Consider the following 23,868-nt stretch of genomic DNA (forward strand, 5'->3'; position numbering starts at 1 on the left):
GGTGCGCCAATCCGGGCGGGATCGTGGTAGCGTGGCGACGGCAGGTTGAAAATCCATGACAAGGAGGTTGGAACGATGAGCGACTATTTGGCAGACGTGCAGAAATTCGCACCCAAGGCGGATGCCGCGGTTGTCGACAGTATCGTCAAGTACTGCGGCATCGCCCTGCGCAACAAGGATTCATCCCTGGTGTCGGCCTCCGACAAGGCCGAGCTGGATCGCGTGCGCGACGGCTTTGCCAAGAAAAAGCTGGAACTCGACGCGGCGGCGGCCGAAGCGGGCATCGCCAAGGTGTGCGACACGATGAAGGGCGTGAACCAGAAGAGCCGTGTGACCTTCTACTACCTGCTGGCCGAAGCCACCGGTACGCTGGGCAAGCTGGCCTGATCGGCCCGGCCCCACCCCATGAAAAACGCACCCCGCGGGGTGCGTTTTTCATGGGGTGGGGGTTCAGAGGATGACCGTGATCTCTTCGCGCCGCACCAGCTCCTTTTCCAGCTGGATGGCATCGATCGACAGCGCATCCTTGCTGGTGACCATGCCGATGGGGCGGTGGTTGTGATCCACCACCGGCAGGTGGCGGAAGCCGCCCTCGTACATCATGTGCAGGGCATGACCGAAGGGCTGGTCGGGCCGGGCGCAGACCGGGTTGTGGGTCATCACCTCGGCCACCGTGGCCGTGTCGGCGTCCACGTCAGCGGCGAGCACCCTGAAGGTGGCGTCGTATTCGGTGAAGATGCCGGTGAGGATGCCGTGTTCGGCAATCAGCGCGGCGCTGAGCCGGGCCTTGGCCATCCGGTGCACCACCTCGCGCACCGAGGTGTCGGGGGATACCACCAGCACATGGCCGGACTGGATGACGGAACGGATCGGATGTGTGGGCATGAGCGTCTCCTGTCGATCGTGGGTGACGATACGTCGAGCGGAAGGCCACGGGAGCCTGTTCCCGAGGTCTTCGCTACCGCCTGTGAATGACTTGGGGCAGGGATAACGCAAGCGCCTTTCGTGCCAGGCGGTTGCCGCACAGGCATGCTGCGGCGCGCCATTGCCGCGGCGCCCCGCGCAACGGTTTTCTGCGATCCGAAGGGGCGCATGATTGGATGCGGCGCAATAGTCCGCCGACAGCCCCGGCGATGCGCCAAGGCGGTGCGCAGCGCCCGGTTTGCACCGGCAGAGGGCGTGATCCGGGCGCAAAAAAGCCATGCCGCGGCATGGCTTTTTTTGTGGTGCCCGGCAGTGGGTCAGACGATCATCCCTGCGCCGACCGTGTTGTTGGTCGACTCGTCGATGACGATGAAGGCGCCGGTCGCGCGATTGCTGCGGTAGGCATCGGCGAAGATCGGCTGGGCCAGCTTGAGGCTCAGGCGGGCGATGTCGTTCATCGCCAGCGTGCTCACCGGTTCGTGTTCCATGGTGTTGATGTCGAGGCGGTAGTCGATCTTGGCGATCTTGGCCTTGACCTCGCGCGAGGTGTGGCGCACGAGGTAGGTGCGTGCCGGCGACATCGGGGTTTCGGACAGCCAGCAGACATTGGCGTCGATCTGCTTGACGGCCTCGGGCGCTTCGGCGCTTTTGACGATCATGTCGCCGCGCGAGGTGTCGATCTCGTCTTCGAGCAGCAGGGTGACGGATTGCTCGTGGATGGCGCGCTCGATTTTCTGACCGCCGATCTCGATGGCCTTGACCCGGCTGGTGAGGCCGCTGGGCAGCACGGTGACGGCGTCGCCGACCGCGATCTCGCCGGACTCGACCCGGCCCATGAAGCCGCGGTAGTCGTGCAGCTCGGGGTTGGCCGAGTCCTGCGGGCGGCACACGAACTGCACCGGGAAGCGGAAGCTTTCGGGGCGCTCGGTGTGGGCGGCCGGGGCGGCTTCGAGGATCTGCAGCAGGGTTGGGCCTTCGTACCAGGGCATGCGCTCGCCGCGCTCGACCACCATGTCGCCGGCCAGGGCCGACAGCGGGATGAAGCGCACGTCCTTGAGGCCGATCTTGTGGGCGAACTTGGTGTATTCGGCCTTGATGTGCTCGAAGGTGGCCTGGTCGTAGTCGACCAGGTCCATCTTGTTGATCGCCACCAGCAGGTGCGGGATGCCGAGCAGGTGAGCGATGGTCGAGTGGCGGCGGGTCTGGTTGAGCATGCCCTTGCGCGCGTCGATCAGGATGATGGCCAGGTTGGCGGTGGACGCCGCGGTGACCATGTTGCGGGTGTACTGCTCGTGGCCCGGCGCGTCGGCGATGATGTATTTGCGCGTGCCGGTCGAGAAGTAGCGGTAGGCCACGTCGATGGTGATGCCTTGCTCGCGCTCGGCTTGCAGGCCGTCGGTGAGCAGCGACAGGTCGACGGCGGTCATGCCGCGCTTGGCCGAGGTCTTTTCCATGGCGTTGAGCGTGTCGGCGAGGATGGTCTTGCTGTCGAACAGCAGACGGCCGATCAGGGTGCTCTTGCCGTCGTCGACGCTGCCGCAGGTCAGAAAGCGCAGCAGGCCGTTGTCGATGCCGGGCAGGTGTTCGAGTGCGGACATGGTTTTCTCGTGATTCGTGATGAGTAATTCGGAATTTGAAGGAGGCGACAGCGTTGGTGACCAGTCCAATGACCCATCACCAATCACCCATCACCGCCCCTCAGAAATAGCCTTCCTTCTTGCGCTGCTCCATGGACGCTTCGGAGGTCTGATCGTCCATGCGCGTGGCGCCGCGTTCGGTGATGGTGGTGGTGGCCGTCTCGGCGAGGATCTTGTCCACGGTGTCGGCGTCCGACTCGACCGGCGCGGTGCAACTCACGTCGCCGACGGTGCGGAAGCGCACCATCACCTCTTCGATCGTGTCGCCGGGCTTGGCCGGAGTCAGGTCGGTGACCGGCATCAGCAGCTCGCCCTTGCGCACCACGGGGCGGGTGTGGGCGAAGTAGATCGACGGCAGCTCGAGCTGTTCGCGCTGGATGTACTGCCACACGTCGAGCTCGGTCCAGTTGCTGATCGGGAAGGCGCGGATGTTCTCGCCCTTGTGGCTGCGCGCGTTGTAGAGGTTCCACAGCTCGGGGCGCTGGTTCTTCGGGTCCCACTGACCGAACTCGTCGCGGAAGCTCATGATGCGCTCCTTGGCGCGCGCTTTTTCCTCGTCGCGCCGCGCGCCGCCGATGCAGGCGTCGAAGCCGAATTCCTCGATGGCTTCGAGCAGGGTCACCGACTGGTGCTTGTTGCGCGATTCGAGCGGATGCTTGAGCACGATGCTGCCGCGCGCCATCGAGTCTTCGAGCGAGCGCACGATCAGGCGTTCGCCCAGCTCGGCGGCGCGCTTGTCGCGGAAGGCGATGACTTCCGGATAGTTGTGGCCGGTGTCGATGTGCATCAGCGGGAAGGGGAAGCGCCCCGGGCGGAAAGCCTTTTCGGCGATGCGCAGCATGCATACCGAGTCCTTGCCGCCGGAGAACAGCAACACGGGGCTGCTGCACTGGCCGGCCACCTCGCGCATGATGTGGATGGCTTCCGCTTCGAGCCAGTCGAGATGGGTGAGCGTCTGTTGGGTGAGCGTGGTCATGATGAGTCTCAGCGATGCGTGTTTCGGGCCAGCAGGGCGCGGATCGCCGCGCGCAGGCCGGCGCGCAGCGCGGCGAGGCGCTGCAGAAGAGAATGGCTCAGCGAGGGCGGCAGATGGTGGACCTTGGGCATGGGGTCATCCTCCTGTGAACGGGCTCAGGATTTCTTGACATGCAGGCCGCATTCCTTGGCGGTGGGGTCTTCCCACCACCAGCGGCCGGCGCGGATGTCCTCGCCGATGGCGACGGCGCGGGTACAGGGCGCGCAGCCGATGCTGGGGTAGAACTGGTCGTGCAGGGCGTTGTAGGGCACCTCGTGCAGGCGGATGTAGGCCCACACGTCGGCCTCCGACCAGGCGGCCAGCGGGTTGAGTTTTTCCAGCCCGTTGCCGGCGTCGAACTCGCGGGTCGGCAGGTTGGTGCGCGTTGCCGCCTGGGCGGCGCGCAGGCCGGTGATCCAGGCCTTTTTACCGGCCAGCGCACGCTGCAGCGGTTCGACCTTGCGGATATGGCAGCAGCGCTTGCGCAGGTCCATCGAGTCGTAGAAGGCGTTGATGCCCTCGGTGCGCACATAGTGCTCGACCGCCGCGGTGTCCGGGAAGAAGACCTTGAGCTTGGTGTCGTAGCGCGACTCGACCTCGCCCATCAGGGTGTAGGTCTCGGCCGGTAGGCGGCCGGTGTCGAGCGAGAAGATCTCGATCGGCAGCTTGTGGCGCAGGATCAGGTCGGTCAGCACCATGTCTTCGGCGCCGAAGCTGTTGGCGAAGGTCAGCTGGCCTTCGGTGCCGAACTCGGCGACCGCTGCCTTCAGAAAGGCCAGGGCCTCTTCGGCGCGGGCGGCGACCTCGGCGCGCAGCGCCTCGGTCAGCTCGGGACGGGTGGCCGGGTTCTCGACCGGGCGGCGCAGGGGGGAGACGGCGCTCATGGCAATACCCGTTGATGGCGACGGAACAGCGGATCGCGGTGCGCGATCGAGGCCTGGTAGGGCTCGGTGAAGTCAGCCAGGCTGGCCAGCGCCGCCGCGAGCTGGGCGTCGGTGTATTTGCCGGCGGCCGGCGACAGGGCGTCGAAGCCGCAGCGGAAGTAGGCGTTGAACTGGTCGCGCAGCACGTCGCCCACCGCGCGCAGCTCGCCGGTGTAGCCGTAGCGGCTGCGCAGCAAGGTGGCGATGGAGTAGCCGCGGCCATCGACGAACTTGGGGAAGTTCACCGCCACCAGTGGCAACGCGGCGAGCTGGTCGGCGAGTGCGGCCGGGTCGTCGGCGCCGTCGAGCAAAGGCGCCACATCGCCGCGCGCCGCCAGTGCGGGTTGCGCCTGCCACACGGCGAGCGGCACGATCCACTGGCCGGCGGGCACGGCGACGCCGGCCGGATCGGTGTCGGCCTCGAGCGCCATCACCTGCCAGGCGTCGTCGATGATCTGTTGGTTCTTGATGAGCTTAGCCATTGGCCACCTTCCTTTGTGCCGGCGTCTTGTCGCCGTACACCGCTTGCTTGAACGGCTCGACCCCGATGCGATGAACGGTGTCGATGAACAGCTCGTCCTCGTGGCGGTGGGCGATGTAGGTTTCGATGAGGGTCTCGATCACGTCGGGCACGTCGGCCGCCGCGAAGGACGGGCCGATCACTTTGCCGAGGCCGGCGTCGTTGCCCTGACGGCCACCGATGGTGATCTGGTACCACTCCTCGTTGTTCTTATCCACGCCGAGAATGCCGATGTGGCCCACATGGTGGTGACCACAGGCGTTCATGCAGCCGGAGATGTTGAGCTCGATCTCGCCGATATCGTGCAGGTAGTCGAGGTCGTCGAAGCGGCGCTGCACCGATTCGGCGATGGGGATCGACTTGGCGTTGGCCAGGTTGCAGAAATCGCCGCCCGGGCAGCAGATGATGTCGGTGAGCAGGCCGATGTTCGGCGTGGCCAGTCCGGCGTCGCGCGCCGCCTGCCACAGTTCGAAGAGATCGGACTGGCGCACGTCGGCGAGCACCACGTTCTGCTCATGGGTGACGCGCACTTCGCCGAAGCTGAAGCGGTCGGCGAAGTCGGCCACGGTGTCGAGCTGCACGTCGGTGATGTCACCCGGGGCGATGCCGGTTTTTTTGAGCGACAGCACCACGCTGGCATAGCCCGGCCGCTTGTGGGCGCGCACATTGCGCTTGGCCCAGGCGGCAAAGGGCTTGTTCTCGGCCAGGGCGGCGCTGTAGCCGGCGTCGGTGGCGGGCAGGTCGGCATAGGCCGGATCGACGAAACAGGTGGCGATGCGGTCCACCTCAGCCTGGGTCAGCGTCGCCGGCCCGTCCTTGAGGTGTGCCCACTCGCTCTCGACCTGCTCGCGGAAGGCCTCGACGCCCAGCGCCTTGACCAGGATCTTGATCCGCGCCTTGTACATGTTGTCGCGACGGCCGAAGCGGTTGTAGACACGCAGGATGGCCTCGCAATAGGTGAGCAGGTGCGGCCAGGCCACGAAGGGGCTGATCTCCTGGCCGATGATCGGCGTGCGGCCCAGGCCACCGCCGGCAAACACGCGAAAGCCCAGCTCGCCGGCATCGTTCTTGACCAGTTCCAGCCCGATGTCGTGGGCGCGGATCACGGCGCGGTCGTCTTTCGCGCCGTTGACCGCGATCTTGAACTTGCGCGGCAGGAAGGCGAACTCGGGGTGGAAGGTGCTCCACTGGCGCAGGATCTCGCACCACGGGCGCGGGTCGATGGCCTCGTCGGCAGCGACGCCGGCGAAGGGGTCGGAGGTGACGTTGCGAATGCAGTTGCCGGAGGTCTGGATGGCATGCATCTGCACCGTGGCCAGCTCGCCCAGAATGGTCGGGATGGTCTCCAGTTTCGGCCAGTTGAACTGCATGTTCTGGCGCGTGCTGAAGTGGCCGTAGCCCTTGTCGTAGGTGCGGGCGATGTGCGCCAGCTTGCGCACCTGATCGGAGCGCAGGTTGCCATAGGGCACGGCGATGCGCAGCATCGGCGCATGCTTCTGGATGTAGACGCCGTTTTGCAGGCGCAGCGGACGGTACTCGTCTTCGCTCAGTTCGCCGGCGAGATAGCGCTCGGTCTGGTTGGCGAACTGGATAACCCGTTCATCCACCAGCTTCTGGTCGTAAGCGTCGTAGCGATACATATTTCTCTCTCAGTGAGTAATCATTTTCGCGCCCACCAGCACCAGGGTGCTGGCCAGGATCGGACGCAGAACGCGGTCGGGGACCCGCGCCGACACATGGCTGCCCAGCCAGATACCCGGCAGGGAGCCGACAAGCAGGCTGCCCAGCAGGGCCCAGTCCACCGTGCCCAGGGCCCAGTGCCCCATGCCGGCCACCGCGGTGAGCGGCACCGCGTGAGCGATGTCGGAACCGACGATGCGCAGGGCGGGCAGCGCAGGATACAGAAAGAACAGGGCGGTGACCCCAAGCGCCCCGGCGCCGACGGAGGAAATCGACACCAGCACGCCCAGCACCGCACCGGTCAGGATGGTCAGGTTGCGGGTGCGCACCGGCTTCGGTGTCGTGCCCATCACGCGCGTCGAGAAGGCCTGGATGCGGGTGCGGAACACGATGGCGATGGCGGTCAGCACCAGGGCCACGCCTAGCGCGAAGGTGATGACATGGGTGGCGCCGTCCATGCCGCCCGGCGCGTAGCGATGCACCGCCCACAAGGTGACGAGCGCGGCCGGAATGCTGCCACTGGCCAGGCGGCGGGTGATCTGCCAGTCGACCGAGCCTTTCAGGCTGTGCGCCAGCGTGCCGCCGGCCTTGGTGATGGCGGCGTAGAGCAGGTCGGTCCCGACCGCCACCGAGGGGTGGATGCCGAACATCAAGACCAGCAGCGGCGTCATCAGCGACCCGCCGCCGACGCCAGTCAGGCCGACGACGGCACCGACGACAAACCCGGCAATCGTGTACGCGAAGTCCATGTCATTCCACCTGTGGATGTTGCATTGCATCGTAATGGGGGCGAATAGATCACAACAGGGGGGATGAGTTAATCTTTAATAATCAAAAGTTATTTGGACTGCGCCGACCGGCGGATCCGGGAGAGTGAGGATGAACTTCCAGCAACTGCGCTATATCGTCGAGGTCGATCGCAACGGGCTGAACGTGTCCGACGCGGCCGAAGCCCTGTTCACCTCCCAGCCCGGCGTGTCCAAGCAGATCCGCGCGCTGGAGGAGGAACTGGGGGTGGCCGTCTTCGTGCGCCACGGCAAGCGCATCGTCGACGTCACCGAGCCGGGCCGCGAGGTGCTGGCCATTGCCCGCCGGGTGCTGGCCGATGTCGACAATCTGCATCGTGTCGGCGAGGAGTTCCGCAACGAGGGCCAGGGGCGCCTGTCGATCGCCACCACCCATACCCAGGCGCGCTACAAGCTGCCCAAGGTGATCGCCGAATTCACCCGGCGCTATCCCAAGGTGCGCCTGGAGCTGCACCAGGGCAGCCCGCGCCAGGTGTGCGACATGGTGCTGTCGGGCGAGGCCGACCTGGTCATCGCCACCGAGGCCATCGCCGAATACGACGACCTGGTGATGCTGCCCTGCTACCAGTGGAACCGCTGCGTGGTGGCACCGGTGGATCACCCCATCCTCAAGGCCAAGCCGCTCACGCTCGAAGAGATCGCCCGCTGGCCGATCATCACCTACGACTCGGCCTTCACCGGCCGTGGCCAGATGAACAAGGCCTTTCTGGGGCGCGGCCTCAAACCCAGCGTGGTGCTCACCGCCATCGACTCGGATGTGATTAAGACCTATGTGCGCATGGGCTTGGGTATCGGCATCGTCGCCGCGATGGCCTTCGACCCGTCGATGGACAAGGGATTGGGGATGAGCGATGCGGCCCATCTATTCGAATCGAGCACCACGCGCATCGGCATCCGCCGCAATGTCTGGCTGCGTGGCTACATCTATGCCTTCGTGGAGCTGTTCGCGCCGGCGCTGAACCGGTCCGTGGTGGACGCTGCACGGGCCGGTGGCGGCACCGATCCCGGCCTGTAATGAGAGTCGCATTATTTTACTGCGAGCGGAAAATGATGTCTGATTTGTTGTTTTAATTCAATGGTTTGCGCTGTTCTTGTGGCCGTGGCTCGATTTGTGCTTTGAACTAGTCAGCAATTTGCGAGGGAGCGATGGCCATGAGAACCGGGATACTAGCAAGCGCGCTGACGGGCGCCCTGTGGATGACGCAAGCCGCGGTGGCTGCGCCGGTGGGGACCTACGATGCGGTCATCGACAAGACCTCGGCCGCCTGTCTCACGATTGGCGACGCCATCAGCTGTTCGGCGCCGCTGCTGAACTATCTCGACGGCCTGGCGCCCACGACCACCGTGGCCAATGGCGGCTACGTGTTGCCCACGCCGCAGGGCGCGCTGGACTCATACATCGTTGTCGGTGCCGGTGGCGGCGCCCAGGACAACAGCGATATCAATCCGGCCCCGCCCTCGGAAGTCGAGAACGGCTTCAAGACCAACGATGTCACCAACGACGACTTCATGGCCACCGGCAAGTCCGACGGCACCACCGTCACCGCCGGCAACATGAACGATCCGGACAACAACGGCTTGGTCGCGGGCGACAACGTGGGCACCTGGGACGTGGGCGTGAACTGGCTGCTCGATGCGCTGACCATCAACGGCCAGCGGCGCGAGTTGATGATCGGCTTCGACTACAACCAGCCACAGAACACCACCACCTCGCTCGACTACTGGGCCCTGATCACGGTGCGCGACCTGGATGGTCTGAACACCGACATGAATTTCGAGATCCGCTCGCCGACCGGGCAATCGAACATCATGTTCACGACGCCCAAGACCTTCGCCAGCCAGCCCGCCTCCACCGACTTTGCGACGGTCAACGGTGTGACCTGCCTGGATGACGACAATATTCTGCCGATCCTGCCGATCTCGGGCGGGCAGTGTCCGGCCGGCTATGAGACGGCCATCAACAATGCCCAGTCGACCAGCAGTACCGAGATCTTCGCCTTCATCCCGGAGCTGAACGAGAACCTGCTCGCCTTCTCCGCAGCCGGCTACGACGTGATCTCCGCGCGCATCCTGTTCGGTTGCTTCGGCGGCACGCCGGGGGGCAACTTCCAGCCGGGCATCGGCTACCTGTCCGACGAGGCCAACGGTGGCATGACCACCAACTGCGAAGGCGGGGGCTTTGGCGATGTGTATCTACTGGCCGGTCAGGTCATGGATGTGACGCAGATGCCGGAGCCGGGGATGCTGATGCTGCTCGGGTTCGGTCTGTGGGCCGCTGGCTGGAGCCGCCGTCGGGCCGTACGCTGCTGAACGGTTGTGGCGATATCCCGAACAGGGGCCTGGCGGCCCCTGTTTGCATTCAGGGGGTCAGGCAGGCGATGCCGGTGGCCTGTTCGAGCATCAGGGCGATCCGCGCCTTGACCGGGTTCAGGCGGCCGCTGCCGGGAAGGGCGGCGTCGGCATCGGCGGCGGGGCTGACGGCGCCGGCCGGCGTGCGTGAGGCGCGCAGCACCCGGACGCCGGCCGCCTGCGCCTGCCGGGCGGCGTCGACCCAGGCGGCGGGCAGGCTGCCATTGCCCGGCAGGGCCAGGACGACGCCGGCGCAGTGCCGGTCGGCGGCGCCGGCGAGCAGATCCGGATCGCTGCCGGCGGCGACATGCAGGATGTCGACCCGCGGCAGATCGTCCAGCGCGGCGAGGGCATCGGCCGGCACCCGGCCGGCGGTGTCGTCGACGGGGGTGGCGACGAAACGCACCGGCAGGGCATGGCCGAGCGGGCCGACGTCTGGCGCGGTGATGGCGTCGAGGGCGCCGGTGTGCCTCTTGACCACCGTGGCACCGGCAAAGATGGTGTCGTTCATGACCACCAGCACGCCTTTGCCGTGCGCCGCCGGATCGGCCGCCACGGCCACCGCCTGGTAGAGATTCATCGGCCCGTCCGCCGACAGGGCGGTGGCCGGTCGCATGGCGGCGGTCAGCACCACCGGCTTGCCGGGTGGCAGGCACAGGTGCAGGAAGAAGGCGGTTTCCTCCAGCGTGTCGGTGCCGTGGGTGATGACCACGCCATCGCAGTCGGCGCGCGCCAGATGCTGCCGCACGGTGCGCAGCAGCGTCAGCCAGCGGGCCGGCGTCATGTCCTTGCTGTCGATGGCGAAGACGGCCTCGCAACTGAGCATGGCGAGGGTGTCGAGCCCCGGCACCGCGGCGATCAGCGCGGCCGGGTCGAGCGCGCCTGCGGTGTAGCCGGTGGTGTCGGCGGCGCTGGCGGCCCGGCCGGCGATGGTGCCGCCGGTGCTGAGCAGGGTCAGTCGGGGCGCCATGGCGGTCACTGGAAGGGCTTGTCGTTGGGCTCTTGGAACAGCGCACGCATGCTGTCGGAGAGCGGGAAGTTGAGGTTCAGCTGCTTGGGGGGGATCGGCTGCATGAACCAGCGCCGGTAGATGCGCTCGGCCTCGCCGGAGGTCATCAGCCGGGTGAGGGTGTCGTCGACCAGTTGCTTCATCGCCGGATCGTCCTTGCGCATCATGCAGCCGTAGGCTTCGAAGGAGCGCGGCGTGCCGGTGACGATCCAGTCGTCCGGCTGCGATGCCTTGGCCCGTTCGCCGTAGAGCAGGGCGTCGTCGAGCATGAAGGCGTCGGCCCGGCCGGTGGCCAGGGTGAGAAAGCTCTCGCCATGGTCGCGCGCGGTGATCAGGGTCAGGTCGATCCGGCGATCTTCCTTCATCTGCCGCAGCAGGCGTTCGGAGGTGGTGGCGGCGGTGGTGATGACGCGCTTGCCGCCCAGGTCGTTGAAATCGGCAATCCCCGAATCGCGTCGGGTGAGCAGGCGGGTGCCGATGATGAAAATGGTGTTGGAGAAGCTCACCAGCCGGGCGCGGGTGGTGTTGTGGGTGGTCGAGCCGCATTCGAAATCGATCTCGCCCTTGGTGATCAGCCGGAAACGGTTGCCCGAGGTGATCGGCACCAGCTCCACCGGCAGGTCGGACTGGCCCAGGCGCTGGCGGATGGCCTCGACGATCTTCATCGCCAGATCGTGCGAGTAACCGACCACCTGGCCGTTCTCGTCGAGATAGGAAAAGGGGACCGAGGAGAGCCGGTGGCCGAGGCGGATGGCGCCGTGTTCGCGGATCGCCGTGAGGGTGCTGCTGGCCTCGGGTGCGGCAGATACGCCCGAGGCGAGGGCGACGAGGATGGCGAGGAGGATCAGGCCTTGTCGGATCACGGAGCGCTCTTGCTGGCGGGCAAAGACGGTATTGTGCCTTGAGTCGCTCGCGCTGACGACCGCGTCAGTGGGCTGTTGGGGCGCGCAAATGTCATGAATGGTTGCGCAGCGGATGGGTGCGGTTGTCGCGGGCGCGGTCGAGCAGCATGCGCGCCGCCTCGTCCGGCACGCCGAGCTGGGCCAGTGCACCGGCGGCCAGCTGCAGGCTGGATTCGAGGGTTTCGGGGATCACCACATTGGCGCCCGCCTTGCGCAACGCCAGTGCATGCTTTTCGTCGCGCGCGCGCGCCAGCACATGGATGTCGGGCGCGATCTTGCGCAGGCCGTGCACGGCATGGATGGCCGGGGCGGTCTGGTCCATGGTCAGGATCACGGCGCCGGCGCGGTCCAGGTGCAGCCGGCGCAGCATCTCCGGATTGCTGGCATCGCCGAACACCACCGGCAGGCCGCGCGCCCGGTAGCGGGCCACCAGTGCCGGGTCGCTCTCGATGGCGCAGTAGGCCACGCCCAGGTCGGTCAGCAGCTCGCCCACCAGCTGGCCGACCCGGCCGTAGCCGGCCAAGATGACATGGTTGTGCAAGGTGTCGACATCGCTCACCTGGGTGGCATCGGCCCGCTGGCCGCTGCGCCGGTCGATGGCGTTGCCGACGGCCTGGCCGATGCGGGCGATCAGCGGCGTGGCCAGCATGCTCAGCCCGACCACCAGCAGCATGAACTGCGCCACGTCGCGCGGCAGCAGCTCGTAGCTCAGGGCCATGCCGATGACGATGAAGGCGAACTCCCCGCCCGCGCCGAGCAGCAGCCCGCCCTCGACCGCGCGGCCGGTCGACAGGCCGAAGCCGCGGAACAGCACGGCGATGACCGCGCCCTTGATCAGCACCAGGCCGATCACCGACAGCGGCAGCCACAGCGGCCGGCTGATCAGCTCCGCCAGGTCGATGCCCATGCCCACTGACATGAAGAACAAGCCCATCAGCAAGCCCTTGAACGGCTCGATGGTGACTTCGACCGCGTGGCGGAATTCGGTCTCGGCAATGATCAGCCCGGCCAGCAGCGCACCCATCGCCATCGACAGCCCGGCCGCCCAGGTCAGCGCCGCCACGCCGAGCGAGACCAGCAGCGTCAGCGCCATGAAGGTGTCGGACTGCTGGTTGGCCGCCAGATGGTGGAACACCGGCTGCACCAGGCGTCGGCCGACCAGATAGATGGCGCCGATGGTGACTACGCCTTTCATGGCGGCCTGCCCCATCTGCAGCGCAAAGCTGCCGTCGCCATGCTGGCCGAGCAGGCCGACCAGCACCAGCAGCGGCACCACCGCCAGATCCTGGAACAGCAGCACCGAGAAGCTCGCCTGGCCGAGCGGCGTGCCGAGGTCGCGGCGCAGGGTGAGCAGCTGCATCACCACCGCGGTGGAAGAGAAAGCCAGCACCAGGCCAAGGATCACCGAGGCTTCGGCCGGGTTGCCGAAGGCATGGGCCAGCCCGCCGATGATCACCGCCGACAGGCCCACCTGCAGCGCGCCCACGCCAAACACCCAGCGCCGCAGCGCCCACAGGCGATCCACCGACATTTCCAGGCCGATCATGAACATCAGGAAGATGACGCCCAGTTCGGCAAACACCGACACGTCTTCGACACGGGCGAAGGTCAGGTGCGAGAGCCAGGGCCATTGCTCGACCAGCCGGCCCAGGCCGTAGGGGCCGACCAGCGTGCCCATCGCCAGAAACCCCAGCACCGGGTTGATGCTGCGCCGCTGAAGCAGCGGGATCAGCACGCCCGACAGGCACAAAAAAAGAATCAGCTCGCGCAGATGCGGCAAGCCTTCGTGGGCAGACATGAGTGGACGGGCTCCTCGACGCTCTGCCGGCAGTCTACCGGAAATCCCCGCCCCGACTGGGCCTCGGCGATGCCGTCCGGCGCGCTCCCGCAATGGATCTGTCCCGCTGCCAAAAGATGTCACAGTGTTCCCGCGAGCCGCCCCTCTATACTCGCGCAATGACACATTCTTCCGACCACACTCTGGGGGCCGTATGACAAACGCCTCTTGCGCGGTGCGCCTGCGTCGCGCGTTCGCCATCCTGGCCTTCGCCGTTTCCCTGCCTGCGCTGGCCGACGCCGGCAAGGCAGCCGCCTTCTACGAAGACGGTCTGTCGCGCTTCGAGAAGGGCGACATGGCCGGTGCCGTCATCCAGCTCAAGAACGCGCTGCAGCAGAACCCCAAGATGCTGTCCGCCCATCTGCTGCTCGGCCGGGCCCTGCTCGAGCAGACCGAGTTGCCGGCGGCCGAGGCGGCCTTCAACGAAGCACTCAAACTGGGCGTCAGTCCGACGGAAGTCGCCGTGCCGCGCGGGCAGCTGCTGATGGCGCTGGGGCGCACCAAAGACCTGCTGCGCGACATCCAACCCGACGGGCTGAGTGGTGCCGCCCGCATCGAAGTGCTGACGCTGCGCGCCTCGGCGCTGGCCGACGAAGGCGATGGCAAAGCGGCCAGCCGTGCCTTCGAGGCGGCCATCGCGGCCGATCCGTCTGCGCTGCGCCCCTACTTGTCTTGGGTGCCCTTCCTGCTCCAGCGCGGAGAAATGACCGCCGCGCGCGATGCGGTTGCACGAGCGGTCGCGCTGGCGCCGAAGGACGCCCGGGCGTGGAACCTCAGCGCTTCGTTGCGTCATGTCCAGGGCGACCTGGACGGCGCCCTGGCCGACTACAGCCGCGCGCTGCAGCTGGAACCGGCGCATATCGACGCCCGGGTAGGACGCGCGTCCTTGTTGGTGGACGTCAAGCGGGACGCCGAAGCCGCCAAGGACCTCGACTATCTGGCCGAGCATGCCCGCTCGGAACCCCGCTCGGCCTATCTGCGGGCGGTGCTGGCCGGGCGGCGCGGCGATGCCGACACGGTGCAGAAATCGCTCAGCGAAGTGGCGCGTATCGTCGATACGCTGCCGCCCGAATACGTCAATGCCCGCGAACAGTTGTTGATGTTGGGCGCGCTGTCGCATCACGGCCTGGGGGCCCGCGAGAAAGCCAAGGGCCTGCTCGACGGCCTGATCTCGCGCTACCCGAGAAATCTGGGCGCGCGCAAGTTGCTCGCCAGTATTTACATCGACGAGGGCGACAGCGCACGGACGCTGACCACCGTCGAGCCGGTGCTGAGGGTGCGCCCGGACGACCCCCAGGCACTGTTGCTGATGGGGCGGGCGCATCTGGTGAGCAAGCGCTACTCGCGCGCGACCCACTACCTCGAACGGGCGGCCGAGGCCATGCAGGGCGATGCCCAGGTGCAGGCCGCGCTGGGCTACAGCCTGCTTGGCGGCGGCCAGGCCGACGCCGGCATCGCCAGCCTCGAAAAGGCGTTCGCCACCAATCCGCGCGACGGCGCGGTGGGCATGGTGCTGACCTCGCTGTACATGCGCCGGGGCGAGGCCGACAAGGCCATGGCCGTGGCCGAGGCGCTGGTCAAGCAGCGCCCGGACGATTTGTCGGCGCTCAATCTGCTCGGTGCGATCCGTGCCGCCAATGGCGATGTCGCCGGCGCCCGTGCTGCCTACGAACAGGTCTTGCAGCGCGATCCGGCCTTCGTGCCGGCCTCGCTCAATCTGGCGCGGGTGGATGCGGAAGAAGGCAAGCCCGACATGGCGCGTCGGCGTCTGATGGCCGTGGTCGACATCCGCAAGGACGACGAGCGGGTGATGTACGAACTCGGCTTGCTGGCGCGACGCCAGGGTGACCTGGCCAGCGCCATCGACTGGCTGCGCAAGGCCGCCGCCAAACAGCCGGACGACCCCCGGGCGGCGCTGGCGCTGGTCGAGTTGCTGTCCGCCACGCGCCAGCCGGCCGTGGCGCTGACGGCCGCCAAGGAAGTCGGGCTGCGCCACCCCGGCAATTTGCGGGTGCAGGCGGTGCTCGGCCAGGCCTACTTGGCCGCCGGCGACGCCACGGCTGCCCGCCAGACCTTTCGGGATATGACGCGTTTGGCCGAGTTTGACCCCGACGCACAGATCCGCATCGGTCAGCTGCAACTGGAGGCGGGCTATCCCGACGATGCCGCCTACAACATCCAGAAAGCACTGACCGCCGTGAAGGACTACCCGCCGGCGCTGTCGCTGGCGGTCGATGTGGCGCTGGCCCGCGCCGATCTCGCGGCCGCGCGAGCGGCGTTGTCCGACTTGCGCAAGGTCGAGCCGGAGGGCAGCGCCGTGGCCACCCACGAGGCGGCGATCGCCTTGGCGAGCGGCGATGTGACTCGCGCCGTCGAGGCCTCGCGGCGCGTCTATCAGCGTTGGCCGGGCTCGCAAAGCGCGCTCGCGCTGGCGCGGGCGCAATTCGTCGGCAAGGATCCGGGCGGCGCGATCGAGGTCTTGCAAAATGAGCTCAAGCGGGCGCCCAGCGGCGACGTGCGCCGTGCCCTGGCGGAGTTGCTCATGCAGCGGGGCAGCTGGCGCGAGGCGCGCCGCCACTACGAAGTCCTGCTGGCCGGCAACGGCGCCAACATCGACTTGCTCAACAACTATGCGCTGGTGCTGCTGGCACTCAAGGATCCGGCGGCCATCACCCAGGCAGAAAAGGCCCGCGCGCTGGCACCGCAGGATCCGCTGGTGACCGACACCCTTGGCTGGATCAAGCTGCAGACCGGCGATACCGAGGGCGCGCTCGGCCTGTTGCGCGACGCGCGATTGCGCGCACCGCAGAATCCAGAGATCCGCTACCACCTCGCCGAAGCCCTGCACCGGAGCGGGCGCACGGCCGAAGCCAAACAGGAGCTGGACGCCGCGCTGGACGGAAATGTCGCGTTCGCCGGCGCCGACGCGGCGCGGCAGTTGCGCGGCAAGATCGGCCGCTGAGGCACTGTCGGGAAATCTGACGCTTTTTTTTGAATCGTCGCTGGCTGATTTTCAAGCGGTTGATTAATAATGGATATTTAAAGTGGCATGTGGATTGCTTTGAAAGCTTCGACCACAGTATCCAGCAGGGAGAATGAGATGAAGAAAACGATCTGGAGGCAGGCGCTGATCGCCGCAGGGCTGATGATCGCCATGCCGGCGATGGCTGCAACGGCATGGACTTTTGCCGGGGGCAGCAACAGCAGCAACACCTACGGGAACGTGCGCACCTATTCGAGCGACGGCGTACAGGTGCAGGCCACGGCCTGGGCCAACACCGGCGGCTCGTCCAACACCTTGCTGGAAAACGCCTATCTCGGCTCCTATACCGGCGGCCTTGGCGTTGGCAACCGCGACGCCGACAACGGGCAAGACCCGGGAGAAGGCACCAATCCGGAACACGCCATCGACAACGACGATCGTTACGACTCGGTGCTCCTGTCCTTCAGCCAGGCCGTGAATCTGACCGCGGTCCAGAACGGCTGGTACAGCAACGACTCCGATCTGTCCGTGCTGGCCTATATCGGCGCCGGCACCCCGACCCTGGCCGGCACCACCTACGCCGACATGGTGTCGGGCGGCTGGGTGAACATCGCCAGCCTGTCGAACCCGGGCACTGGTCTGGCCTCGACCGGCTCGTCGGTGTATTCCTCCTACTGGCTGGTGGGCGCCTTCAACCCGACCTTCGACAGCGGCAACGCAAACTGGGCGATGGGCAAGGACTACGCCAAGCTCTATGCCGTGAAGGGCTCGATCTGCACCGCATCGGGTGGCGCCAATGGGGGTGTATGTGGTGGTACGCCGGGCACCGGTGTGCCGGAACCTGGTTCCTTGGCGCTGGCAGGTCTGGGCCTGCTCGGTGTCATCGGACTGCGTCGCCGTCGTAAGTAATCTGGCGATTCAACTCCGTCCTTTGAACGGCGCCCTCGGGCGCCGTCTTTGTTTCATGGGCCAGGAAAATCGGCCTCAATGATCCGTCTTGCACGCCGTGCGCGCACGGTGGGGCTTTCGTGAGCGCATTGCCTGGCTTGGCAGGGATGGCGCGGCAATGGCTCTGGTGCGGAGCGGAAGGGCGATGCGACAGCGCAGGCGGGCTTTGCCCGTGCCGGCCGCCTCGCGTGCTGCGAGGGTCGGCGGGGCGGCGCGAGGTCCGCGGGGCCGGCTCCCTACGCGCGCGGGCCGGACTCGTCCGCTTCCTGCTGCTGCAGGCGCCACATCTGCGCGTAGGCGCCGTTGGCTGCCAGCAGACTGTGATGGCGACCGCGCTCGACGATGTGGCCCTGGTCGAGCACCAGGATTTCGTCGGCATGGGCGATGGTCGACAGGCGGTGGGCGATGATCAGCGCGGTGCGGCCGCGGGCGGCCAGATCGATCTGCGCCTGGATGGCCTTTTCGGTGCGTGAGTCGAGCACCGAGGTGGCCTCGTCGAAGATCAGGATCGCCGGGTCCTTGAGCAGCGCACGGGCGATGGCCACACGTTGTTTCTCGCCGCCGGAGAGTTTGAGGCCGCGCTCGCCGACCCGGGCCTCGTAGCCGTCGGGCAGGCGGCCGATGAAGTCGGTGAGCTGGGCGGCCGCGGCGGCATGGTCGATCAGGCCGTCTGCCGCCTCGGGGCGACCATACTGGATGTTGTAGCGCAAGGTGTCGTTGAACAGCACGGTGTCCTGCGGCACGATGCCGATCGCCTGACGCAGGCTGTCTTGCTGCAAGTCGCGGATGTCGATGCCATTGACCGTGATGCGTCCGCCGGTTACGTCGTAGAAGCGGAACAGCAAGCGGGCGATGGTCGATTTGCCCGAGCCGGAGTGGCCGACCACGGCCACCGTCTTGCCGGCCGGGATCTCGAAGTCCACATCGAAGAGGATCGGGCGCGCCGGATCGTAGGCGAAGCTGACATGCTCGAAGCGCACCGTGGCGTTGTCGGCCGAGAGGCTGCCGGCATCGGGCTTGTCGGCGATCTCGCGCGGCTGGCCGAGCAGGCCGAACATGCGCTCGATGTCGGTCAGCGCCTGGCGGATCTCGCGGTAGATCACGCCGAGGAAGTTGAGCGGGATGTAAAGCTGCAGCATATAGGCGTTGACCAGCACGATGTCGCCGATCGTCATGCTGCCCTCGACGACGCGGACGGAGGCCAGCCACAACATGGTGGTGACGGCAACGGCGATGATCGCCGCCTGGCCGATGTTCAGCCCCGACAGCGACAGCTGGTTCTTGATCTGCGCGTCGGCCCATTGATGCAGCTGCTCGTCGTAGCGGCGCGCTTCGAATTCCTCGTTGTTGAAATACTTGACCGTCTCGAAGTTGAGCAGGCTGTCGATGGCGCGGGCATTGGCGGCCGAATCGAGCTCGTTCGCCTTGCGTCGCAGGGCGGTGCGCCAGTTGGTGATCTTGACCGTGAAGACGATGTACAGCGTGAGCGCGATGGCGGTGATGATCGAGAAGATCGCATCGTAGTTCACATAGAGGATGCCGATCACCAGCCCGACCTCGACCAGCGTCGGCAGGATGCTGTAAAGCGTGTAGCTGATCAGCGAGCCGATCGAGCGGGTGCCGCGCTCGATGTCGCGGGTCAGCCCGCCGGTCTGGCGCTCCAGGTGAAAGCGCAGCGACAGCGCATGCAGGTGGCGAAACACCTGCAGCGAGATGTTGCGCACCGCCTGCTGCGTCACGCGGGCGAAGATCAGCTCGCGCAGCTCGGTGAGCATCGAGGTCATGAAGCGCAGCACGCCGTAGGCCACCACCAGCGCGGCGGGCACCACGATCAAGGCCTGCTGCGGGGTGATCGTCATGGCATCGACCATGTGCTTGAAGACGATCGGCACGCCCACGTTGGCCACCTTGGCGCCGAGCAGACAGGCCAGCGCGAAGAACACCCGGCCCTTGTAGCTCCACAGGTAGGGGATCAGCGTCTTGATGGTCTTCAGGTCGTGACGCTCGCCGGTGGCCGGCGCCGGCAGGGCGCCCTGCGAATGTCGTCGCATGCGGCTCAGCCTTGGGTGTCGTCGAGCACCAGGCGCAGCGCCAGGCCGATGAAAATGACGCCGGCCACGCGGTCGAGCCAGGGGGCCACGCCGGGGCGGCGCTGCAGCAGCCGACCGATGCTGCCGGCCAGATAGGCCACGGTGCCGAAGACCACCACCGTCTGCATCATGAACACCAGGCCGAGCACCAGCATCTGCAGCGTGGAGCTGCCGGCCTCGGCATGCACGAATTGCGGCATGAAGGCGAGGAAGAACAGACCGACTTTCGGGTTGATGGCGTTGGCGATGAAGCCGCGGCCGACATCCTTGCGCCACGGGCGGGGTGCTGCGGTCTGGGCGTCGACGGCCAGTTGGCCGCTGCTGCGGATCGCCTGCAGGCCGAGCCAGGCCAGGTAGGCGGCGCCCGCCAGCTTGAGCGCGGTGAAGGCCGCCGGCGAGGCGGCCAGTGCGGCGCTGACCCCGAGCGTGGCCCACAGCACATGGGTGAAACAGCCCAGCGCACAGCCCACGGCAATGCCGAAGCCGGCCATGCGGCCGCGGGCCAGGCTCTGGCCGAGCACCATCAGGTTGTCGGGGCCGGGGGCGAAGGTGATGATCAGGGCGATGCCAAGGAAGGCGAGGAGGGTATCGGGGCTGGGCATGGCGCGAAGCTCGTGGTGGCCGAAGATCGGCCAGTGTACCGGGCTGCCGGGCCGGCGTCATGCATGCTACCGTGCCATCGGGCGTGGCGACGGGAGCGGACCGGATGGCGCATCGGAGCGAAACTTTCGAATGGACCCTGGTGGCCGGCGTCTTGCTGGCGCTGGCGGCCTCAGGCATCGCGCCGCATGACCGGCTGACCTGGTGGATGGAGGTCTTGCCGGTGCTGATCGCCTTGCCGGTGCTGCTGGCGACCCACCGCCGTTTCCCGCTCAGCCGCCTGGTGCTGGCATTGATCGCGCTGCATGCGCTGGTGCTGATCCTCGGCGCCACCTACACCTATGCGCGGGTGCCGCTGGGCTTCTGGTTGCAGGAGGCCTTCGATCTGGCGCGCAACCCCTATGATCGCATCGGCCATTTCGTGCAGGGTTTCGTGCCGGCCATGATCGCGCGCGAACTGTTGATCCGGCTGCAGGTGTTGCGCCGGCCGCGCTGGCTGTTCTTTCTGGTGTGCTGCATCTGCCTGGCGATTTCGGCCGCCTACGAGCTGATCGAATGGCTGGCGGCGGTCGTCATGGGCGGGCAGGCCGAGGATTTTCTCGGCACCCAGGGCGATGTGTGGGACACCCAGTCGGACATGGCCTTGGCCTTGCTCGGCGCCGCGCTCGCGCAGTTGCTGCTGGGCCGCTGGCACGACCGCAGGTTGGCCGCTCAGGCCGCTGCCGAGGGGCGCTGACGCAGCGGCAGGCGCATCTCCATGAGCAGACCGCCGCCGTCGCGCAGCCGGGCGTGGATCTGGCCGCCGTGGGCGGCCAGTGCGCGCCGGGCGATGGCCAGCCCGAGGCCGAAGCCGGGCGCCTCGTTGCCGCCATGACTGCGATGGAAGGGCTCGAAGATGCTTTCCAGCTCGTCGGCCGGCACGCCCGGGCCGCGGTCGGCGACGGTGACGAGCAGCTGCCCGGCCGACGGTGTCACGCAGACCTCGACCTGGGTACCCGGCGCCGTGTATTTGACCGCATTGCGGATCACGTTCTCGAAGGCGCGGTGGATCAGTTCGGCCTGGCCCCAACTCCACCATTCGCCCGTGCCGCTGAAGTCCAGCCCCCGGCCGCCGGCCTCGGCCTCGAAACGTGCATCGTCGGCGATGGCCGCGATCAGCTCGACCAGTTCGAGCTGCTCGTCCCGACCGCCCGCGCCGGCCTCGAGGCGCGACAGCGTCAGCAACTCGCCGACCAGGGTATCCAGCCGCGCCGATTCGCGCTCGATGCGCTCTAGCATCACCTCCTGGTTGCCGCCGCCCTGGCGCCCAAGGCCGATGGCGGCCTGCATGCGGGCCAGCGGCGAGCGCAGCTCGTGGGAGACATCGTGCAGCAGCCGCCGCTGGGCCGTGATCTGCGCCTGCAAGCGGGCCGCCATGCGATCGAAGTCGTGACCCAGGTCGGCGATTTCGTCTCGCCGGCCACCCATCAGTGGGGCCACGCGGGTGTCGAGCTGGCCACCGGCAGCGGCATCGAAGGCGCGTTTCAAGTGGCGGATCGGCTTGGCCACATAGCCGGCAAGCAGGGCGCTGAACGCCACGCTGGCGAGCAGGATGGTGGATACCGGCAGCCAGGGCGACGGCGCTGGCCGCCGGCCGGAGAAGCCATGCGGGGGGAGGCGCAGGGGCGCGAAGATCTCGAACACCTCGCCATCGACGGTCTGGATCTGCCGGACGTTGTCCGGGCGCGAGGGCGGCAGCGGGCGATCGAGCAACTCGCGGCCCTGCCGGTCGACCACCAGCACCTCGGTGCCGCGATGCGCGCGTCGCATCAGGAATTGGCGGGCGGCCGGCGCGCCGCCGTGCTGCAGTACCGACTCGACCGTGTCGAGCGACAAATTGGCCCGGAAGGTGGCCACCTCGCGGCGCGCCTCGTCGTCGTCGGCCCCGCGGTAGAGCCACACGGCCGTGCCGACCGCGACCACCGACAGCATCAGGGTCAGCCACAGGGCGAGGAAGGATTTCCAGAACAGGCGGCCCATCCGGCTCACTCCCGCACGAACTGGTAGCCCTGACCGCGCACGGTCTGGATCCACGAGCGACCGTCGTCGCGCGGCGCCAGCTTGTGGCGCAGGCTGCTGACATGCACGTCCACGCTGCGGTCGAAGCGTGCCAGCGGGCGCCCCAACGCCTTTTCCGACAAGGTGGCCTTGCTCACCACCTGGCCGGCATGGCTGACCAGCACTTCGAGCAGCGAAAATTCGGTGCTGGTCAGCGCCAGCGGGGTGTCGGCCCAGCGCGCTTCGCGTCGCGCCGGCCACAGGTGCAAGGGGCCGACGACCAGCGCGTCGCCATTCGCCGCCGCGCCGTCGGTGGTATCGGTGCGGCGCAAAATGGCGCGCAGGCGGGCCACCAGCTCGCGCGGGCTGCAAGGTTTGGGCACATAGTCGTCGGCGCCGAGCTCCAGGCCGACGATGCGGTCCACGTCGTCGCCGCGCGCGGTCAGCATCAGCACCGGCAGGCGGCTTTCCTGGCGGATCCGGCGCAGCGCCTCGACGCCGTTGAGGCGCGGCATCATTACATCCAGTACGGCAATGGCGTAGCGGCCGCTGAGCGCTTCGGCCACACCGGTCTCGCCGTCCGCCACGGGAGTGGCCTCGAAGCCCTCCTGGGCCAGGTACTCCTTGAGCATGGCGGACAATTCCTGGTCGTCATCGACCAGCAGCACGCGCGTCATGTCGACTCCACGATTTCTTCGAACACGCGGCAATGATACGGCGCAGGCGGCGCCCGGCGACGGCCTTTACGCCGCTTTACGCGTCTTTACCCGTCCCTAACCGTGCTTTACCGGCGCAGGCCGGACACTGCAGCTGTCGGTCGAGGGCAGGGTGCCCGGGCCGGAGAGACGATACCCATCAAGGAGATGATCATGACTGTACGCAAATCGACCCTGTTTGCCTTTCTGCTCGCCAGCAGCGTGGCGCTGGCCGTTCCCCTCGCCGCACAGGCGGGCCCCGGCATGGGTGGCTGCCGCGGCGACATGCACGGCGGCGCCGGCATGGGCTACGACAAGGGCGGCATGCGCATGTTGCGCGGGCTGGACCTGACCGAGGCCCAGCGCGACCAGATCTTCGAACTCAAGCATGCCCAGATGCCGAAGATGCGCGATCAGGTGAAGGTGATGCGCGAGCTGCGTGGGCAACTGCGCGATGCCGCCATGTCGGACGCCTACGATGCGGCCAAGGTCAAGGCGCTGACCGAGCAGCAGGCCGCCGCCATGGCCGCCATGACGCAGCTGCGCCTGGCCAACCAGCACGCGGTCTACCAGGTGCTGACCGCCGAGCAGCGCGAGCAGCTCAAGAGCCGTCGGGCCGCCCGTGCCGAGCGCCGTGGCGACATGCGCCAGGGCATGATGCGCGGCGACCGATCGGCCGATACCTGATTTACTCTCATCGGGTAATTGCGGGGGCGCGCAAGCGCCCCTTTTTTGCGTCTACACTGGCGTCGAACGTGGCGCTGCGCGGAAATTGCTGCGTTGCATCAGTTGCTTAGAGGGCGTCTGCAGTTGATCTTTTTCAGGCAGGCGCCTAGAAAACAGTTGACATCGTTTTAGCAGAACGTATGATTCAAACGAACGTTTGAACAGGACTGCGTCCGCGCTATAGCGA

General features: G+C 67.1%; 22 protein-coding genes. 7 read left to right on the top strand and 15 right to left on the bottom strand.

What is annotated here, in order from left to right:
• The first annotated feature begins 75 nt into the window (after positions 1–75).
• The gene (locus tag I8J34_RS20135) at positions 76–387 is read left to right on the top strand and encodes a DUF2853 family protein (protein ID WP_214363429.1); all 312 of its coding nucleotides are present in this window, start codon (positions 76–78) and stop codon (positions 385–387) included.
• Positions 388–450: 63 nt separating this feature from the next.
• Here the strand turns inward: I8J34_RS20135 and I8J34_RS20140 are convergent, their stop codons facing one another.
• The 8 genes from I8J34_RS20140 to I8J34_RS20170 all read right to left on the bottom strand — a co-directional run bounded on the left by I8J34_RS20140 (position 451) and on the right by I8J34_RS20170 (position 7,448).
• Positions 451–885 (bottom strand): CBS domain-containing protein, encoded by a 435-nt coding sequence (locus I8J34_RS20140; RefSeq protein ID WP_214363430.1) that lies wholly within the window; start codon positions 883–885, stop codon positions 451–453.
• A 356-nt stretch (positions 886–1,241) separates the two neighbouring features.
• Positions 1,242–2,522, bottom strand: coding sequence for a sulfate adenylyltransferase subunit CysN (cysN, locus tag I8J34_RS20145; protein ID WP_214363431.1), 1,281 nt, complete (start codon positions 2,520–2,522; stop codon positions 1,242–1,244).
• A 100-nt stretch (positions 2,523–2,622) separates the two neighbouring features.
• Positions 2,623–3,537 (bottom strand): sulfate adenylyltransferase subunit CysD, encoded by a 915-nt coding sequence (cysD, locus tag I8J34_RS20150; protein ID WP_214363432.1) that lies wholly within the window; start codon positions 3,535–3,537, stop codon positions 2,623–2,625.
• Between the two features lie 8 nt (positions 3,538–3,545).
• Positions 3,546–3,668 (bottom strand): hypothetical protein, encoded by a 123-nt coding sequence (locus tag I8J34_RS24865; protein ID WP_255553134.1) that lies wholly within the window; start codon positions 3,666–3,668, stop codon positions 3,546–3,548.
• A gap of 24 nt (positions 3,669–3,692) precedes the next feature.
• Positions 3,693–4,460 (bottom strand): phosphoadenylyl-sulfate reductase, encoded by a 768-nt coding sequence (locus tag I8J34_RS20155; RefSeq protein WP_214363433.1) that lies wholly within the window; start codon positions 4,458–4,460, stop codon positions 3,693–3,695.
• Positions 4,457–4,981, bottom strand: coding sequence for a DUF934 domain-containing protein (locus I8J34_RS20160; RefSeq protein ID WP_214363434.1), 525 nt, complete (start codon positions 4,979–4,981; stop codon positions 4,457–4,459). The genes I8J34_RS20155 and I8J34_RS20160 overlap by 4 nt, the downstream gene beginning before the upstream one ends.
• Complete coding sequence (locus tag I8J34_RS20165; RefSeq protein ID WP_214363435.1) at positions 4,974–6,659, bottom strand: nitrite/sulfite reductase; 1,686 nt, start codon at positions 6,657–6,659, stop codon at positions 4,974–4,976. The genes I8J34_RS20160 and I8J34_RS20165 overlap by 8 nt, the downstream gene beginning before the upstream one ends.
• Positions 6,660–6,668: 9 nt before the next feature.
• Positions 6,669–7,448, bottom strand: a complete 780-nt coding sequence (locus tag I8J34_RS20170; protein WP_214363436.1) for a sulfite exporter TauE/SafE family protein — start codon at positions 7,446–7,448, stop codon at positions 6,669–6,671.
• 130 nt (positions 7,449–7,578) lie between these two features.
• On the opposite strand from I8J34_RS20170, the gene cysB reads away from it, so the two are divergent.
• Complete coding sequence (cysB, locus tag I8J34_RS20175; protein ID WP_214363437.1) at positions 7,579–8,520, top strand: HTH-type transcriptional regulator CysB; 942 nt, start codon at positions 7,579–7,581, stop codon at positions 8,518–8,520.
• 137 nt (positions 8,521–8,657) lie between these two features.
• Complete coding sequence (locus tag I8J34_RS20180; RefSeq protein ID WP_214363438.1) at positions 8,658–9,815, top strand: PEP-CTERM sorting domain-containing protein; 1,158 nt, start codon at positions 8,658–8,660, stop codon at positions 9,813–9,815.
• A 49-nt stretch (positions 9,816–9,864) separates the two neighbouring features.
• Here I8J34_RS20180 and I8J34_RS20185 read toward each other — a convergent pair whose 3' ends face one another.
• From I8J34_RS20185 to I8J34_RS20195, 3 genes are all read right to left on the bottom strand, one after another.
• Positions 9,865–10,824 carry an asparaginase gene (locus tag I8J34_RS20185; RefSeq protein ID WP_214363439.1) on the bottom strand — a complete coding sequence of 320 codons (960 nt, stop codon included), beginning with the start codon at positions 10,822–10,824 and terminating at the stop codon, positions 9,865–9,867.
• 5 nt (positions 10,825–10,829) lie between these two features.
• The gene (locus I8J34_RS20190; RefSeq protein ID WP_230411931.1) at positions 10,830–11,726 is read right to left on the bottom strand and encodes a glutamate/aspartate ABC transporter substrate-binding protein; all 897 of its coding nucleotides are present in this window, start codon (positions 11,724–11,726) and stop codon (positions 10,830–10,832) included.
• A 91-nt stretch (positions 11,727–11,817) separates the two neighbouring features.
• A complete protein-coding gene (locus tag I8J34_RS20195; protein WP_214363440.1) occupies positions 11,818–13,563 on the bottom strand; it encodes a cation:proton antiporter domain-containing protein in 1,746 nt (581 codons plus the stop codon).
• A 193-nt stretch (positions 13,564–13,756) separates the two neighbouring features.
• Between I8J34_RS20195 and prsT the strand changes: the two genes are divergently transcribed.
• Positions 13,757–16,564 carry an XrtA/PEP-CTERM system TPR-repeat protein PrsT gene (prsT, locus tag I8J34_RS20200; protein ID WP_214363441.1) on the top strand — a complete coding sequence of 936 codons (2,808 nt, stop codon included), beginning with the start codon at positions 13,757–13,759 and terminating at the stop codon, positions 16,562–16,564.
• 138 nt (positions 16,565–16,702) lie between these two features.
• Entirely contained in the window at positions 16,703–17,494 is a 792-nt protein-coding gene (xdp1, locus tag I8J34_RS20205) for an exosortase-dependent surface protein XDP1 (RefSeq protein WP_214363442.1), read from the top strand.
• A 275-nt stretch (positions 17,495–17,769) separates the two neighbouring features.
• Here xdp1 and I8J34_RS20210 read toward each other — a convergent pair whose 3' ends face one another.
• Together I8J34_RS20210 and I8J34_RS20215 are read right to left on the bottom strand one after the other, a co-directional pair.
• Positions 17,770–19,584, bottom strand: a complete 1,815-nt coding sequence (locus I8J34_RS20210; protein WP_214363443.1) for an ABCB family ABC transporter ATP-binding protein/permease — start codon at positions 19,582–19,584, stop codon at positions 17,770–17,772.
• Between the two features lie 5 nt (positions 19,585–19,589).
• Entirely contained in the window at positions 19,590–20,225 is a 636-nt protein-coding gene (locus I8J34_RS20215; RefSeq protein WP_214363444.1) for a LysE family translocator, read from the bottom strand.
• A gap of 104 nt (positions 20,226–20,329) precedes the next feature.
• Between I8J34_RS20215 and I8J34_RS20220 the strand changes: the two genes are divergently transcribed.
• Positions 20,330–20,959, top strand: a complete 630-nt coding sequence (locus I8J34_RS20220) for a DUF2238 domain-containing protein (RefSeq protein WP_214363445.1) — start codon at positions 20,330–20,332, stop codon at positions 20,957–20,959.
• Here the strand turns inward: I8J34_RS20220 and I8J34_RS20225 are convergent.
• Together I8J34_RS20225 and I8J34_RS20230 are read right to left on the bottom strand one after the other, a co-directional pair.
• Positions 20,935–22,242 (bottom strand): ATP-binding protein, encoded by a 1,308-nt coding sequence (locus I8J34_RS20225; protein ID WP_214363446.1) that lies wholly within the window; start codon positions 22,240–22,242, stop codon positions 20,935–20,937. The two genes, I8J34_RS20220 and I8J34_RS20225, sit on opposite strands and share 25 nt — an antisense overlap.
• A gap of 5 nt (positions 22,243–22,247) precedes the next feature.
• Entirely contained in the window at positions 22,248–22,937 is a 690-nt protein-coding gene (locus I8J34_RS20230; RefSeq protein WP_214363447.1) for a response regulator transcription factor, read from the bottom strand.
• 192 nt (positions 22,938–23,129) lie between these two features.
• Here I8J34_RS20230 and I8J34_RS20235 point away from each other — a divergent pair, with 192 nt between their 5' ends.
• Positions 23,130–23,642 (top strand): Spy/CpxP family protein refolding chaperone, encoded by a 513-nt coding sequence (locus tag I8J34_RS20235; RefSeq protein ID WP_214363448.1) that lies wholly within the window; start codon positions 23,130–23,132, stop codon positions 23,640–23,642.
• Positions 23,643–23,868: the final 226 nt, after the last annotated feature.

Origin of the sequence: Denitromonas iodatirespirans (genome assembly GCF_018524365.1) — a bacterium.
Taxonomy (GTDB): domain Bacteria; phylum Pseudomonadota; class Gammaproteobacteria; order Burkholderiales; family Rhodocyclaceae; genus Nitrogeniibacter; species Nitrogeniibacter iodatirespirans.

Coding starts and splice junctions, on each gene's coding strand:
- I8J34_RS20135 (WP_214363429.1), top strand. CDS start 76: ATGAGCGACTATTTGGCAGACGTGCAGAAATTCGCACCCAAGGCGGAT.
- I8J34_RS20140 (WP_214363430.1), bottom strand. CDS start 885: ATGCCCACACATCCGATCCGTTCCGTCATCCAGTCCGGCCATGTGCTG.
- cysN (WP_214363431.1), bottom strand. CDS start 2,522: ATGTCCGCACTCGAACACCTGCCCGGCATCGACAACGGCCTGCTGCGC.
- cysD (WP_214363432.1), bottom strand. CDS start 3,537: ATGACCACGCTCACCCAACAGACGCTCACCCATCTCGACTGGCTCGAA.
- I8J34_RS24865 (WP_255553134.1), bottom strand. CDS start 3,668: ATGCCCAAGGTCCACCATCTGCCGCCCTCGCTGAGCCATTCTCTTCTG.
- I8J34_RS20155 (WP_214363433.1), bottom strand. CDS start 4,460: ATGAGCGCCGTCTCCCCCCTGCGCCGCCCGGTCGAGAACCCGGCCACC.
- I8J34_RS20160 (WP_214363434.1), bottom strand. CDS start 4,981: ATGGCTAAGCTCATCAAGAACCAACAGATCATCGACGACGCCTGGCAG.
- I8J34_RS20165 (WP_214363435.1), bottom strand. CDS start 6,659: ATGTATCGCTACGACGCTTACGACCAGAAGCTGGTGGATGAACGGGTT.
- I8J34_RS20170 (WP_214363436.1), bottom strand. CDS start 7,448: ATGGACTTCGCGTACACGATTGCCGGGTTTGTCGTCGGTGCCGTCGTC.
- cysB (WP_214363437.1), top strand. CDS start 7,579: ATGAACTTCCAGCAACTGCGCTATATCGTCGAGGTCGATCGCAACGGG.
- I8J34_RS20180 (WP_214363438.1), top strand. CDS start 8,658: ATGAGAACCGGGATACTAGCAAGCGCGCTGACGGGCGCCCTGTGGATG.
- I8J34_RS20185 (WP_214363439.1), bottom strand. CDS start 10,824: ATGGCGCCCCGACTGACCCTGCTCAGCACCGGCGGCACCATCGCCGGC.
- I8J34_RS20195 (WP_214363440.1), bottom strand. CDS start 13,563: ATGTCTGCCCACGAAGGCTTGCCGCATCTGCGCGAGCTGATTCTTTTT.
- prsT (WP_214363441.1), top strand. CDS start 13,757: ATGACAAACGCCTCTTGCGCGGTGCGCCTGCGTCGCGCGTTCGCCATC.
- xdp1 (WP_214363442.1), top strand. CDS start 16,703: ATGAAGAAAACGATCTGGAGGCAGGCGCTGATCGCCGCAGGGCTGATG.
- I8J34_RS20210 (WP_214363443.1), bottom strand. CDS start 19,584: ATGCGACGACATTCGCAGGGCGCCCTGCCGGCGCCGGCCACCGGCGAG.
- I8J34_RS20215 (WP_214363444.1), bottom strand. CDS start 20,225: ATGCCCAGCCCCGATACCCTCCTCGCCTTCCTTGGCATCGCCCTGATC.
- I8J34_RS20220 (WP_214363445.1), top strand. CDS start 20,330: ATGGCGCATCGGAGCGAAACTTTCGAATGGACCCTGGTGGCCGGCGTC.
- I8J34_RS20225 (WP_214363446.1), bottom strand. CDS start 22,242: ATGGGCCGCCTGTTCTGGAAATCCTTCCTCGCCCTGTGGCTGACCCTG.
- I8J34_RS20230 (WP_214363447.1), bottom strand. CDS start 22,937: ATGACGCGCGTGCTGCTGGTCGATGACGACCAGGAATTGTCCGCCATG.
- I8J34_RS20235 (WP_214363448.1), top strand. CDS start 23,130: ATGACTGTACGCAAATCGACCCTGTTTGCCTTTCTGCTCGCCAGCAGC.